Consider the following 14,712-nt stretch of genomic DNA (forward strand, 5'->3'; position numbering starts at 1 on the left):
CCTGCTGGTTTTCGTCGGGATCGGCCTGATTTCACGCACTAACGGCGCTGGTTCTAGGCTCGGCAAGTGGTGTTTGTCAGGAAGGTGCGCACCAAGTCCGGGGCCACGGCCGTGCAGATCGCCCGCTATGTGGGCGGTCGGCAGGAGATCGTCAAGCACATCGGTTCCGCGCATACCGACGTCGAACTCGGCATGCTGCTCGAGCGCGCCCGGGCCTGGCTCGAACCCGACCAGCAAGTCCTCGACCTCGGCGTCACCCGGCAGGTCCCGGTCGAAAAGCCCCTGGCCGGCGGGCAGAGCACCCTGTTCGAGCCCACACCCGGACCCGTGCAGGTGGATACGCCGGGACGGACGGAATCGACCGGGTCGGTGCTGCTGCGCCAGGTCTTGGTCGACGTCTACGACCAGCTTGGGTTCGGCATCCTCGGCGACACGGTGTTCCGGGACCTGGTGATCGCCCGGATCGTCGAACCCGGCTCGAAACTCGACGCCGGCCGGGTCCTACAGGACCTCGGGACGGATCCACCGAGCTACGCGACGATCAAACGCCACCTGAAGCAGATCGTCGACCGTGAGTATCGAGGCAAGATCGCCGAGCAATGCTTCGCCCATGCCGCCGAATCCGGCGGTCTGAGCCTGTTGTTGTACGACGTGACGACCTTGTACTTCGAGGCCGAAAAGGAAGATGACCTGCGCAAAGTCGGGTACTCGAAGGAACGCCGGGTCGACCCGCAGATCGTCGTCGGGCTGCTGGTGGACCGCACCGGTTTCCCGCTCGAGATCGGCTGCTACGAAGGCAACTCCGCCGAAACCCGCACCATCGTCCCGATCGTGCGGCAGTTCCAGGCCCGCCATGACCTCGACGGGGTCGAGATGGTCGTCGCCGCGGACGCCGGAATGCTGTCCGCGTCCAATCTCGCAGCGCTGGACGAGGCGGGGCTGAAGTTCATCGTCGGCTCCCGCGCCACGAAAGCGCCTGGTGATCTCGCCTCCCACTTTCATTGGAACGGCAATGTTTTCACCGATGGGCAGATCATCGACACGATCACGCCACGGCACGGCCGCTCCGTGGTCAACAACCGCCGGCGACGAGCCGAGCCCGTCTGGAACGAGACGGACCATCCGAATGCGTGGCGGGCGATCTGGCAGTACTCCCGCAGCCGCGCCGCCCGGGACGAGAAAACACTCAACGCACAAGAAGCCCGCGCCCGGGCCGTGGTCGACGGGGACACCGCACCGAAGTCGACGCGATTCGTGAAGACGACTGCGAAAGGCCGGCGGCTGGACACTGCCTCGCTCGAACGCGCCAGGATGCTCGTCGGCCTGAAAGGCTATGTCACCAACCTTCCTGTCTCCCTGATGGATCCGAGCGAAATCATCGGTAAATATCACGAGTTGTGGCATGTCGAGCAGTCGTTCCGGATGTCGAAGACCGATCTGCGGGCCCGGCCGATCTTCCACCGCACCCGCGATGCGATCGAGGCGCACCTGACGGTGGTGTTCGCGGCATTGGCGGTCTCCCGGGTGGTGCAGGAACGCAGCGATCTCGCGATCGGCAAGGTCGTCAAGCTGTTGCGGCCGCTGCGGTCGGCGACCATCGCGATCAACGGCACCCGACACACGTTCCCGCCGCAGGTCGAGGCCGATATGCAGGTGCTGCTCGATCGGATTTCAGGTACCGAAATCACGCACTAACGAAATGAGCCAACTCGGGAGCACAAGCGAGCACATTCGCTGAGCCTCATCAATCTTCCTTTTCGGCCTCGAAGTACAAGGTCGTCACGTCGTACAACAACAGGCTCAGACCGCCGGATTCGGGGCTCTTCGCAGTTAGCAGTGGTACTGGTGCCGGCTGGGTGCGACCCGACGTGACCGTCGAGTGCAGGCCCAGCGTACCCGGCGGCGTTGGTTCTCCGGGGTACGGAATCCGAACGCGATGCGGCCGACGTGCTTGACGATCCGGTTGTAGCCTTCACTGCGCGCATTCGACAGGCCGGTGGTGATCGCCAGGATCATCGGTTCCTGCCACGCCGAGATGGTCGTCGCCAGCTTGCCGATCTCCGGGACCCGGCATGCCGCGCAGAACGTGTAGAACCGGTACAGTCTGTCCCGGATTTCATGGCGAAGGCCACCACGGTCGGTGCAGCGCAACACATCGCGCAGTAGTTCTTTGACGATCCATGCGGCGGCGATGTCCCCGTGCGGGTCGGCGGAGGTCAGCTTCTCGAACAGGGCCGATCGTTGTTCGTTGGTCAGGCGTTCGGAGGCCCTCAACAACCGTCGTCGATTGATCCATTCGACATCGCTCTTGCGGCCGCGCCGACCCCGCTCGGCCTGGGTGACCCTGCGCCGGACGGTATCGACCATCTCGTTGGCCTTCTTGACCAGGTGGAACCGGTCCACCACCAGTTGTGCGTGCGGCAGTGCCTCGCGCACCGCCTTTGCGTACACCGTCGACATGTCGATCGCGACATGGGTGATCTGTGCCTTCCACGTCTCGTCGCGGGCGTCGAACCAGTCGATCACCACGGCGGAGGTGCGTCCGTTGACCTGCGCCAGCAACCCTTGATCGCCGGTCAGGTCGACCAGTCCGGTGTCCCACCGGTCCACCCATCTCCGTTCCCCGGTCTCGGGGCAAGTTTCCCATTTCGCCTTCCCGCGTCGGGTCTCATCGATCCCGAGGACGACCACCGGTTCGGGTTCGTCGCCAAGGGCGGCGTCGGCGACCACGACGAGGTGGCCGTGGACGGTGTGCCAGGCGCACCCGTAGTCGCCCGCGACCGCGGCGACCGACCGGTCCCCGTCGAGGACCGCCTCGACCAGCAGCGCCTTCGCTCGTGGCGTGACCCGTGCCCGGGACGGCACCCCCGGCGTCGACTCGGTGAACACCTTACGGTCACAGGAGGTATTGGTGCACAACCATTTCCGTTTCCGCCACACCAGCAGTGGACGGTCGGGTCCGACCTGCACGTCCCGCGGTCTGGTGGTGACCCAGCCCTTCGAACGCGTGGACTTCTGCCCGCACTGCGGGCACACCCCGACCCACTGTGGGGCCGTCGCGATCTGCACGATCCGGCTGCCCTCGACCGTGCGCTGCACCGATTCGACGATGACGCCGTCGAGATCGAGCAGCAATGAACTACCGTGGTGCATGCCCGCGTTCCTTGCTGTCCTGGATGCCTGAAGAACACCCAGCTCACAAGGGCGCGGGCCCTTTTTCAATCACCGACACGGCAACGGCGTCGATCGACACCCGCCCCTACCAAGTGCGAAGAGCCGGATTCGGCGGCATGGGCGAAGCATTGCTCGGCGATCTTGCCTCGATACTCACGGTCGACGATCTGCTTCAGGTGGCGTTTGATCGTCGCGTAGCTCGGTGGATCCGTCCCGAGGTCCTGTAGGACCCGGCCGGCGTCGAGTTTCGAGCCGGGTTCGACGATCCGGGCGATCACCAGGTCCCGGAACACCGTGTCGCCGAGGATGCCGAACCCAAGCTGGTCGTAGACGTCGACCAAGACCTGGCGCAGCAGCACCGACCCGGTCGATTCCGTCCGTCCCGGCGTATCCACCTGCACGGGTCCGGGTGTGGGCTCGAACAGGGTGCTCTGCCCGCCGGCCAGGGGCTTTTCGACCGGGACCTGCCGGGTGACGCCGAGGTCGAGGACTTGCTGGTCGGGTTCGAGCCAGGCCCGGGCGCGCTCGAGCAGCATGCCGAGTTCGACGTCGGTATGCGCGGAACCGATGTGCTTGACGATCTCCTGCCGACCGCCCACATAGCGGGCGATCTGCACGGCCGTGGCCCCGGACTTGGTGCGCACCTTCCTGACAAACACCACTTGCCGAGCCTAGAACCAACGCCGTTAGTTGTTGCGGGTCATGACGTTGTAGACACCACCAGGGGCTGACGAAGGCGGACGGGCCTTCCGACGGCAGGATGGGAAGTACCACCAACTCACCCAGCTCAACCGAAAGAACCCGTCCATGCTCCACCGTAACGCCCCGCTGTCCGTCGAAGGTCGCCGCCGTCTCGTGGAGCGGTGCCAGACCCGTCCGCTGTCCCATGTCGCCGCCGAGATGGGGATCTCCCGGTCCTGCGCCAGCAAATGGATGGCCCGCTACCGCGAACACGGCGAACTCGGTCTGCTCGACCGCCCCAGCGTGCCGCACCATCAGCCCACCGTGACCCCGGCTGAGACCGTGGCGCGGATCGAGACCCTGCGGCGGACCCGCAAGTGGTCCGCGGCCCGCATCGCCCACGAACTGGGCGCCGACGGCATCACCATCTCGGTGCGCACCGTCAGCCGACACCTCGTTCACCTCGGCCTGAACCGGCGCAAGTTCCTCGACCCGAACGGCGAGAACAATCGCCAGCCACGCCGGATCATCGCCCGCTGGCCCGGCCATATGGTGCACGTCGACATCAAGAAAGTCGGCCGGATCCCCGACGGCGGTGGCTGGCGTGTCCACGGTCGGGGCAGCGAGCAGGCCAAGAAGGTCGAGCGCGCCAAGGTCGCCGGTGCCCGCGCCGGCTACGTCTACCTGCATTCGGCGGTCGACGGGTTCTCCCGCCTTGCCTATACCGAGGCGCTGTCCGACGAGAAGGCCGCCACGGCAATCGGGTTCATGCACCGCGCACGGGTGTTCTTCGCCGCCCACGGCATCGTGCACATCCACCGCGTGGTCACCGACAACGGGTCCTGCTACCGGGCGAAGGACTTCGCGAAAGTGCTCCACGGTGGCCGGCATCAGCGGATCACCCCGTACACGCCTCGTCACAACGGGAAGGTGGAGCGCTACAACCGGATTCTGGCCGAGGAGTTCCTCTACGCCCGCGTCTGGACCAGTGAACGGCAACGCGCCGAGGCCCTGCAGGTGTGGAATGTGCACTATAACTATCATCGTCCGCATACTGCCGTCGGTAACCGGCCGCCCGCGAGCAAACTCCGGACCGGTGTCACCAACGTCATGACCTCATACAGTTAGTGCGTGAAATCAGGCCGATCCCGACGAAAACCAGCAGGTCACAGACGTGAGCTGTCGATCATCCCGAAAACATGAGCCAACTCGGGTCGTCATCGCCGCACACCTGCTCCTGACATCCCTGAGTCTGACCGACCCAAGAGCGATCGGGCAGGATTGACCCTCTATGGCATTGTGCGCGAACTCCAACGCGCACTGGCCTATTGGATCGGTACCTGCCGACCTGCCATCACACCTTCCCGACCTAAAGCCCTACCAGCCGGCTGCTTCGGTATTCGGTTCATCTACTGGGTGCACATGGCATCGGCTCACCTCTGTTCATCAACAATGATTTCATGGTCAGTTCGGCATGATTTCCGGGGTGTTCAATCTGGGGCGCTGAATGGCAACGGAAACTGTTTACCATGTAACGCCACTAAGGAGATCCTCAACTGCGATCTCGGTGTTTTGGTTCTCGTCGGTCAATGCAGACGTAACGAGGTCGAGCACAACCGTGGCTGTTGGCTGTTTTCTCGTGTTGATGAGCTCCTGAATATACTCAAGCCCACCATTCGCATATTCTTCAAATATCTTGACTCTTTCCTGCAGGCGAGTGTCGTCCATTATTTCGGGGTCATCTCCTGCCTCGTTCGCAGCGATCATACTGACGAGGGTGTCGGCAAAAGCGGGCCCTACGAGTGTGTCGTATCGGATGGGGTCACCCGCAGTGTCATGGAATGGCGCTCGTCGTCCCTGTGCGAAACCGACGGCCGCAGCGAACAGGAGGATGTCGCGAAAAGCGGGGAACTTCGCGTCCTGTTGCAGCTCGAGCATGAGGCGCTCGTGCTGTTGGGGACGGCGGACTCGGACGTCGGCGAACACTGTCACAAGATCACCTTCAACTCGGTGCGGTCGGTCTCGGAAGCACGGATGTATGGGTAGGATCTACCGTTGATTTCAATGTCATCGGCAACGTCTCCTTGAGCCGTCGTATATGTCTCGAGGACCCCCAAGTTGCTGACATAGGGCATCAGTTCGGTGATAACCGTGCCCATGCCCTGGCTCTTGCTCACCAGGACAACGAGCTGGGGTGCCATCTTGGCGAGCGCCCGCGCCACCGCTTCTTGATAGTCCTCGTCAAGGGATCCAAAGGCTGCGTCCATCACGATCGGATAAGTGCCGGCGTCGACGCTCGTCTGCTCTTCAGCGCGACGCTCGGACCGAATCTCTCGGGCGAGTTTCGACACGGCAGCCACAAAGCTGAGGCTGAGAATCTGGTTTTCGCCAGTCGACTTTGGTACGGGAAGTTCGACTCCATTGACCGTCTTGTGAAGAGTTAGCTCAAACTTTTCGGTCAAAGTAGGCACATGACTCTGATGCGTGATACTTGCGAACACTGATTTGAGTTCTGCGTCGAGCCGGTTGCGCATCTCGGTCGCACGAATCTCGAGGATCTCAGTGAGCGCGTTCTTCACTGACTGTACGAGTTCGAGGCGGGCCCGGGCCTTGAGCGCGAGTTCGTCCTTGACTTCGGCCTTCGACCGTTCTCGGGTCTTGGCTTCGATGTCGCTGACCAGCCTCTCGATTTCGCTCTTTGCGGACCCGATCTGCTGTTCCTTCGAGCGGATCATGTCCAGCAGCTCCATGTGCTTGCTCTCGAGGGCTTGTACATCTTCTCGTCTGCTGTCGCGTAGCTTGCCGTCGAGTTCAGACTTTTCGGCAATCAGACGTTCCACACGATCGTTCTCGTCGCCGATGCGTTTTGTAATGCCGGCCAGGTCGCTGCGTAAGGATGCGCGAGTCGCCTCGAGCTCATCAATATTTCCGGAGAGCTTCTGCCACGCGGTTTCGACAGCTTGTAGCCCAGCTTGATGGCGCCAGTTCTGTACGTGGTTCCAAGGATCGGAGCCTTCGATGAGCTCTGCTCCGCAAATGCATACCTTCTTTTCAAGAAGGTTGTCTACGAATTCACGTTTGAGAGGAGCAGGAAGTGCGCCACGGCGATATAGGTCTTCGGCCATCTCTTTGGTTTCCGACGCAAGCGTGTTGGTAAATGCCAGGAATCCGCGAGTGGCGAGAAGGGCAGCGCGTTCGGTTCTTGCCGAGTCGAGCGCGCGTCGGGCTTCGGCAAGTTCTTTCTCTACCTGGTCGCGTCTTTTTTGGATAGGAGCGGCGTCCGCGTTCTCTCGAAGCAGCTCCAGTACACGCTCGCTTTCGCCATTCAGGGAGGCGACTTCGCTTTCAAGGGCAAGCAGTCGATTTCTTGCGTGCTCCTGTTGATCACAGAGCTTATCGATCTCTTCCTGTATCTGACCTGCGCGTTCACCGCCGTTTTTTCGTAGATCGGCTGAAAGCTTTCGGTCTACCTTGGGTAGATGGGAAAGGGCGCGTTCGACTTGTTCTAGGTCAAGAAGGACCTTGATATCTTTCTGCACCTCGGAATATGCATCCTTCTTGACGAGATTCTCGATACGCTCGCCGTTGAAGAAGAAGAATCGGCTGACGCCCCGCGGTAGAATCGTATGGATCATCTCCTGCGGTGCTTTGACTTCCTCGGATGCCCCGTCAGGCGTGGTCACCCAGAGTTGAACAGCAGGAACTACATGTTGCTGGTGGTCGGACTCTTTCCTCAATGTGACTGATCGAAGAAGTCGATAACTTCGATCTTCATGGGAGAACTTGACTTCGACTGACACTGGAACGGACTCGCCGAGGGGTGTCGATCTCCACACCGAGTCGGTTGCGAGGCGGTCCTGCTGCTCCACATCATCTGACAGTCCGCCGTAAAGTGCCCATGTGAAGGCATTCAGAAGGGTTGTCTTGCCGGATCCGTTCGCGCCGAATATCAGGGTCACAGGGCGAGTGTTGTCCGAATTCAAGTTGAGGCTCTGGCGACCTGCGAACTGTCGGAAGTTCTCTAGTGTGATCGACTCGAGCTTCACGGAATGATTCCTTTCACAGCGTCGAGAATGTCCTCGGTTGCGTCGTAGGCGCTGAGATGCAACTTGGACCGCTCAATCTCCAGAACCCGTTTGAGTAGAGCGCGCTCTTCATTCGAGAGGGCACCGATTACATATTTCTCGGTGCGGGTGTCTTCAGTCATGGTCGTTCCTTCCAAGTAGATATTAGAGATCCATCAAATGATACTTGTCGCGGAGTGGGCGCAAAGTATCGAGTGTCTCGCCGTAATTTTCGGACAGCTTGCCGAACTCGTTTGCGCGCTCGATTTCCCGAATAAGGAGAGTGCGCTCCACGTCGAAGTCGATAGGCGCTCCAGACTTGGGAACCGCGAGGTAGTCGAAGATCTCAGCACGATCCTTCCCTTCGGCGCGGCGAAGAAGTCTGCCGCGACGTTGGACGAACTGACGTGGATTACTACTGCTGGCTAGGAGATAACCGATCTGCGCATCCGGAATGTCGACCCCTTCGTCCAGGCAGCGCATTGCTACCAACGCCTGTAGGTCGTTTCCGGAAGCGAAACGCCGTAGTAGTACTTTCCGGTCGGAGCGCGATGTTTGGGAGATGTATTGGTGTGCGGATATTCCGAGCTCTTTTCCCGCCAGTCGCATGACTTCGGCCAATTGGTTCGGTCCGCGTTCTTCGCCTTGCGGGGTGGGGCGGGTGCCCTCGGCGCAGTAGATCAGTTGAAACCAATCGCTGCGGTGAGTTTCAAGGTCAAGTCGTAGAGCCGCAAGCTTGCCGGTGGCGTGACCAGTGACGCCTGCCCGTTCACGGAGGAGGAAGCCTAGCGGTGAGTTCGGGTCTGCGTCGTCAGGACTTTCGCCGGCAGCAATGCATCGTGCGATCTTGGTTGTCAGGTCGGTATACAGCTCAGTTTCTTGGGCGTTGAGTTCAATCAACCGCGGGTGGTAGGTGTACCGGCACAGTGCGCCCATCTCGATGGCTTCACCGAGACCCAACTCGAACACGATGGGTCCGAAGTATTCGAACAGTTCGTGGGTCCCGATTTCGTCGTGCCATCGCTCGGGTGTCGCAGACAGGCCGAGGCGGAAAATAGCGTTTGCGGGAAGTGAGGCACGGTATTGCGGGGAGCCGAGGTTGTGTGCTTCGTCGGCGATCACCATCAATGGAAGGGTTAGCCGGTTAAGAATCTCCTGGAACTTTGATCCCGCGAATGATGCGTTGGTCGCGATGAGCGCAACGATCGGTCGCTGCCCGAGCCGAGCCTGAGCGATCTGATCTTCGACGAGTGGCACCCACCTGGTACTTGATTCATATACAGGGATTGGTGTTACACCGAAAGCTTGGACATCGGCGATCCACTGATCTACGAGATGCTGCAGAGGAGCGAGAATCAACAAGATCAGCGGTTGCTCTCGCTCGCGCAGTACGTTTCCGACAGCAGTCGCAGCGAAGAGTGCAGTTTTTGTCTTTCCAGTGCCTGTCGCCATAGCGAGGAAGCCGCGACCTCGGTTGCGCAACCACTTTTCGACCGCCGATCGTTGGTACTCTCGAGGAGCGAGAGTGGCCGGAGGAGCCAATCGCCTTGGCTCGGTCACTACCGTCGGGCGATGTTCGAGCGCGTCCTCGCGGGCGGTAAGGACCGCGTTCGGGCGTTCACGGCCGATCTCGATTAGGCGCTCCCGAGCAATATCGGGGAATGGTTCGACGCTGAGCATCGGGGTCCGATCAGCCCACAGTTCCTCGAAGTCGGATTCGAGACGGAGGGCGCGAGCTCCATCGCTTTGAGTCCAACCGCGGTACACCTCGACGGACTCGAAGTTTGCTACCAGTCCACCCAAGGTTTCGTTACTGCTGCCGGTGAATGCAACCAGGTCACCATACTCGTCGCGGAACACTCCGATTTTCTCGTGGTAGATACCGATTCGGTTGTCCCGAACGACGAAAGCGAGCTTGATGTCGAGGTGGCCATCGGCTATTAGTCGACCAACTTGCCCCAGGCCATCCAGGACACGGTCGTTCTCGATCCCTTCGAGCTCGCGGATCGTGGCGCGAGCGATTACTTCCCGGACAGAGTAGCCGTGCGAGATGTCTGCGATGTCACCCTCATCGAGATGAGGTGATGCGATCAGACGCATCGACCCGCCACGCGCGACGAACTGCTCGATTCCGCGTGCGTACAAGGCCAGGCTTGTTGATGTGAAGTATCCGACAGCACGACTGTAGGTCGTCGCTGCGCTGAATGCCGGCACGTAAAAACGAGAAACGACGTCCTCGCGGTCACTTCGGTAACGGTCCTCGAGCTTCAGGGATCGAAGACCCCGACCAGTCGGGTTCGTCACAGCAGGTCCAAGATGTCGTCGACGTCGGCGGATTCGACCTCTGGGGCAGACACGGCGGCTTCTGCGGTCTCGAGTGAATCACGCGAAGCGATCAAGAGGTCGGAAATATCGGTGTCACCGCGCTCCCGATAGGCCCCGATGAGTGAGGCGATGCCTGAAGAATCCGGGATGCATATGGCCGCACAGAGTGCTTTATAGTTATCGGAAGGAGTCGGCTGCGGTGCCACGCCGATAAGTGCAAGTGCGTCCGTGAGTGGTTCACCAGTTGGTTCCGATGCTTCCTCGACTGAGAAGGTTTTGTCGTCGTTGATTGTCAGGAAAACCTCGTCTCCGGCGGCTATGTCGCGGTCGACCAAGAAGCGACGAATCGTGCCGAAGTTCGGCTGAATCCCTGTCCAGGCCACCATTTGTGGTCCGAGCGGCGAATCGAGCTGCACGGTCTCTCCCGGTTGCAGGTCCAAGATTCCGGCGACTGCGGTGGGGGCTACCGAGCCACTTCCGCGAAGATGGTCCTTGGTGACTTTCACTCGAATCGACCACCCGTCTGGACGACGGAACATTCGGCGGGTTTGCTGAGGTGTCTTTCGTACCTCTCGAGGACCTGTTGCCAACTGCACCACTCCATCGTTCGTCTCGAATGGTGCGGATGAAGCGTAGGCGGTAACACTGCTGGGAGAAACCGAATACTTACTGGTGATCTTCTCGATCAGGGTGTCCAGACCTATACGGCCGCCGTTGCTGGTCAGCTCCGATCTGATCAGCGAGCGAATGTCGGAGTACGTATCCAGCCCCCATTCGCTGAGGGCCCAGCGATCGCGGTCGACTCGGGTGAATCGGTCGTCCTTCGCCAGCGCATTGCGGAGGGATCGGACGTTACGTTCCACGGCGAATCTAGCGATGATGTCATCTGAGGAGAGAGGCGAGCCGACCACGGACAAGATCGACGCTGCATAGTCCTGTACCGACTGTGTTCGAGTGAGGAGATGGTCACCATCGATCGTGTAGCCGCAGTATTCGAGCCATTCGGCTGTAATAGCACGCTTGCGATCCTCTGGCTCGATGTCGATGAAGTCGAGCGACGCCACAAGGGCCACACCGTAACCGTCAACGAATTCTTCGATCTGTGTAGCAGTTGCGGTTCTGGCAGCCTCGACGGTCGGCGAAGCGCACCAGCCGTCCTCGATCTCATACGAATCATCTAAGCGGTCAAGAACTCGCCAGGCTGGTTGCTGGACGGTGTCGACGGTGTGCTTCAACGAGGGCATCTCCTCGAGAAGTGCCGAAAGAGGTAGAACATCGTGAATCGTGCGTTGAGCAGCCTGGGCCAGTGAGGCAAGCGGACTTCCGCTATCGTCTCCCAGTTCGGATAGGAGCGCGCTGCGGGCTTTGGATTCGATCTGCCGAACTCTCTCGCGAGTCACCCCGAGCTTCGAGCCGATTGCATCCAGAGTGAGAGGGGAGTCGGCGAACATCCGATCTCGAAGAATGCCGATGGCACGGTCATCGAGTTTCCGGATCGACCGGTTGAGGATACTGGCCGCGTCCAGAGCCCTCTCTGCTCCCAGGACAGCCGTACTTGTCAGAACCTCGAGCCGCTTCTTCGCGCGCACTACATCCTGCGGAGTCCCAATTGGAAGTGTTTGCGTAAACAGTGGGCTGTCCGGAAGCCCCACCAAGGCCAGCCACTCTGCGACGACTCGCAGATCGTCGATGGTGGATGCATCAACGCCGGGTTGTACGGGGGTCTGCGCGTCTTTCTCCAATACCGGCGCGCGCAGGACACTTTCATCCGCGCCACCGGGTTCCGGCGTAGCAGCATCCGCAACGGCCTGGTCCGCGAGAATCTCGAGGATTGTGGACACAGAGCCCACACCGAAGTTCTTCCAGTCGAGGATCTCCTCGACGGACAGGCCGGCGATGTCCTCGACCGTTCGATACCCCCGCCGGGTGAACATGTTCAGTCCTCGCGGTGGAAGACCCAAAGCATCCAGGGATAGACCCGTATCGGCGGTGGGAAACAGCTGGGCTATCGTCCAGCGGGAGAGCTGGGACATGGCGATTTCTGCGATCGCCTCCAGATGCCGATGACGCTTGGAGACGTTCGGTCCGGAGGCCGGCTGGTTCCACCATGGCCCTAACGATGTATCAGCTGTTGACTCGAGCCAGGGAAAGACATCCAACCACCGTGCGATATCCGGGCTGTCTTCCGACCCCGACACACTTTTCTCCTCACCCTGGCAACAACTGGTACGTCACCATCGGATCATGACCGCCGTTCCCGGCGAACGGGCGGGGTCGTGAACCTCTGGTCACTAGGCTTATTCCCCGTGGCGTTCGTTTTCGTTACGAACGCTCCGCATATGGTCAAAGGTTAGGTCGAACTGCCTTGGAATAGGGTGACCTGATCCTATGGATGAGCGGCGCATGTCCCTAACCTCAATCTTTCGCGCGGACCGCGTGCCGGCCTGAGCGGTCTCGGATTGGGTGTGGAGACCGTGGATCCGGTGGGTATCCACGGTCGACTGCCCGACACGGTCGGGTGGCGTCGGGGTCCACGGCCCCGGAAATCGTGTCCTTTCGTCTCGATGAAACTGGTACATGCAGGTCACGCAGGCGCAGGTAGCGCTGCGAGCCGGTTCAGGCTGGCCACGAGAAGATCGACATCCGGAGCTGTCGCAGCCAGTCGCAGACGAACACGGCGGGCATGCCGGGCGATCCTCCCCGCGATCGACAGCAACCGCAGCCGCAGCCGTTTCGGCTCCCACCGCCGCGCTGGAACCTCGGTCAAGGCGAGCATCTGCATCCACGCGAGCAGCTCGCATGCCAGTTGCACGAGCGCCAACCAGATGCGGTTCTGGTCGAAACCGTGCAACGGAAGATTCTGCAAGCCGGTGGCTTTCGCCGCCCGGATCCGGTCCTCGCACCGAGCCCGTCGCCGATGCCGCACCTCCAGATCTGGCAGCTGACCGCGGCGGGTGTTCGTCACGAACGCGGTCAGGCGTAGGCCGTCGCGGTCGGTGAACCGCAACTGCGCACCGGGGTGTGGGCGCTCCTTCCGGACGATCACCCGCATGCCTTTCGGCCAGGTGGACAGGTCGAGTAGGTCGGTGATCTCGGTGATCCAGGCACCGTCGCGGACCTGCCCGTCGGCGTCGTAGGCCGGGGTCCATGCCTGTTCCGGAACCAGATCGATCGCGTCGGCGTGGGCGTCGGTCAACCCGAATCCGATCGAGTACGATAGGCGACGCTTGGTGAGGTACTCGATCAGGTGGTGGGTACCGCCGGCGCCGTCGATACGGACCAGTACCTTCTTCCCGACCCGGTATGCCGGGTCGAGCGGCAACTGTGCGAGTGCGTCCTGCACCACGGTGATGTGATCGGAGGCGGTGTTCGATCCCGAGTTACCCGGCCGCAGCAGCATCGCGACGGGTTCACCGGTACCGCCGGTGCCGTGGTCGACGAACGCGCACAACGGATGGAAACCGAACCCTCGCTTGAACGTCGGGGCGGCCTGTTCCTTCTCGGAATGCGCGGTGACCAGGGTGGCATCGATGTCGAGGACCAGCGGATGCGCTTCGTCGATGGCATGGTCGGGAGCCGATGTGCCGGCAGCGGCCCAGGCGTGGGAGCGGGCGGTGGCGCGGGCCCGGTCGATCGCGGCCAGTGCGGTGTCGGTGTCGGCGGCCAACCTGCTGATCAGGCGGGAGACGGTCGGGTCGGAGGCCACCGCACCGAACAGTTCGGGGTGAGCGCGCAGTTGTGCGATGTCGGCGAGGCAGTCCCCACCGAGTGCGAGGGAGACCGCGAGGTCGAGGACGATCTTGCCGGGATCGTGTCGGGTCAACGGCTTTCGATACGGTGCGAGTTCGGTCGTCAATGCCGTGGCAAGTCCGGTTTTCTCCGCGGTGCGCAGCAGCAGGACGGCTCCGGCATGCGACACGAGGCCGGTTCCGGTGGCTGATGCGGACAGGTGGGGATAGGGGGACGTAGACTTGCTCACCGGAATGGTGCTCCTCGAACTGGGACTGATTCAACCTTCGCAAGTCGAATTATCCCAGCTCAGAGCATCATTCTTCGTGATTGACACGGGTTTCCGCTCAATCGGCATGAATGCCCGAGGCTAAGTTTGACCTGTCAACGGCAATCGAAGACTTGAACGGGTGGTACGACGGATATAAGCCTTCGCTTGTGCTGCTCGAGCCGAGCGACGCCCGCACCGTACAGCGCGTCCGTACTCGTCGTCCGGCAGCCAGCCGTACTCATATCGCAACGTCTACACCTCGTCGGAGTAGGTGCAGGCTGGGGTAGCGTCTGTCATAACGGTATCCAAGCATGTGCGAAGCGCGTGGGGTCACCTCCCTTACAGTCGGACATCCGTCCGTCGGGAGTTGCAGCTCCTGGCGGGCCTTCTTCAGTTGTAACGCCACGCGGGTCGGTGACGATCTTGGCATCTTGGCAGCATTCGAATGCATGTGCAATAGTCTTCCGA

The 14,712-nt window shown here is 61.2% G+C and carries 8 protein-coding genes and 2 pseudogenes; 2 read left to right on the top strand and 8 right to left on the bottom strand.

What is annotated here, in order from left to right; all coding sequences use genetic code 11:
• Positions 1–66: 66 nt before the first annotated feature.
• Positions 67–1,695: an IS1634 family transposase gene (locus tag OED52_RS06600; protein ID WP_264153440.1), complete on the top strand. Its 1,629-nt coding sequence runs from the start codon at positions 67–69 to the stop codon at positions 1,693–1,695.
• 135 nt (positions 1,696–1,830) lie between these two features.
• On the opposite strand, the pseudogene OED52_RS06605 reads toward OED52_RS06600, so the two are convergent.
• A pseudogene (locus tag OED52_RS06605) lies at positions 1,831–3,200 on the bottom strand (ISL3 family transposase).
• 60 nt (positions 3,201–3,260) lie between these two features.
• Positions 3,261–3,836 (bottom strand): annotated as a pseudogene (locus tag OED52_RS06610) (IS1634 family transposase); the annotation flags it as partial.
• A 145-nt stretch (positions 3,837–3,981) separates the two neighbouring features.
• On the opposite strand from OED52_RS06610, the gene OED52_RS06615 reads away from it, so the two are divergent.
• Positions 3,982–4,983 (top strand): IS481 family transposase, encoded by a 1,002-nt coding sequence (locus OED52_RS06615; RefSeq protein WP_264153865.1) that lies wholly within the window; start codon positions 3,982–3,984, stop codon positions 4,981–4,983.
• 396 nt (positions 4,984–5,379) lie between these two features.
• On the opposite strand, the gene OED52_RS06620 is transcribed toward OED52_RS06615, so the two are convergent.
• From OED52_RS06620 to OED52_RS06645, 6 genes are all read right to left on the bottom strand, one after another.
• Positions 5,380–5,847: a DNA phosphorothioation-associated protein 4 gene (locus OED52_RS06620; protein ID WP_318841916.1), complete on the bottom strand. Its 468-nt coding sequence runs from the start codon at positions 5,845–5,847 to the stop codon at positions 5,380–5,382.
• A complete protein-coding gene (locus tag OED52_RS06625; RefSeq protein WP_264153866.1) occupies positions 5,844–7,901 on the bottom strand; it encodes an AAA family ATPase in 2,058 nt (685 codons plus the stop codon). Before OED52_RS06625 ends, OED52_RS06620 begins: the two co-directional genes overlap by 4 nt.
• Entirely contained in the window at positions 7,898–8,062 is a 165-nt protein-coding gene (locus tag OED52_RS06630; RefSeq protein ID WP_264153867.1) for a hypothetical protein, read from the bottom strand. The genes OED52_RS06625 and OED52_RS06630 overlap by 4 nt, the downstream gene beginning before the upstream one ends.
• A gap of 22 nt (positions 8,063–8,084) precedes the next feature.
• On the bottom strand, positions 8,085–10,133 hold the full coding sequence (locus OED52_RS06635) for a DEAD/DEAH box helicase family protein (protein ID WP_264153868.1): 2,049 nt from the start codon (positions 10,131–10,133) through the stop codon (positions 8,085–8,087).
• Positions 10,134–10,219: 86 nt separating this feature from the next.
• Complete coding sequence (locus tag OED52_RS06640) at positions 10,220–12,442, bottom strand: sigma factor-like helix-turn-helix DNA-binding protein (RefSeq protein WP_264153869.1); 2,223 nt, start codon at positions 12,440–12,442, stop codon at positions 10,220–10,222.
• A 386-nt stretch (positions 12,443–12,828) separates the two neighbouring features.
• Entirely contained in the window at positions 12,829–14,223 is a 1,395-nt protein-coding gene (locus OED52_RS06645; protein ID WP_264153870.1) for an IS1380 family transposase, read from the bottom strand.
• Between the last annotated feature and the right edge of the window lie 489 nt (positions 14,224–14,712).

Source organism: Rhodococcus sp. Z13, assembly GCF_025837095.1.
In the GTDB taxonomy this organism is placed as follows: Bacteria; Actinomycetota; Actinomycetes; order Mycobacteriales; family Mycobacteriaceae; genus Rhodococcus; species Rhodococcus sacchari.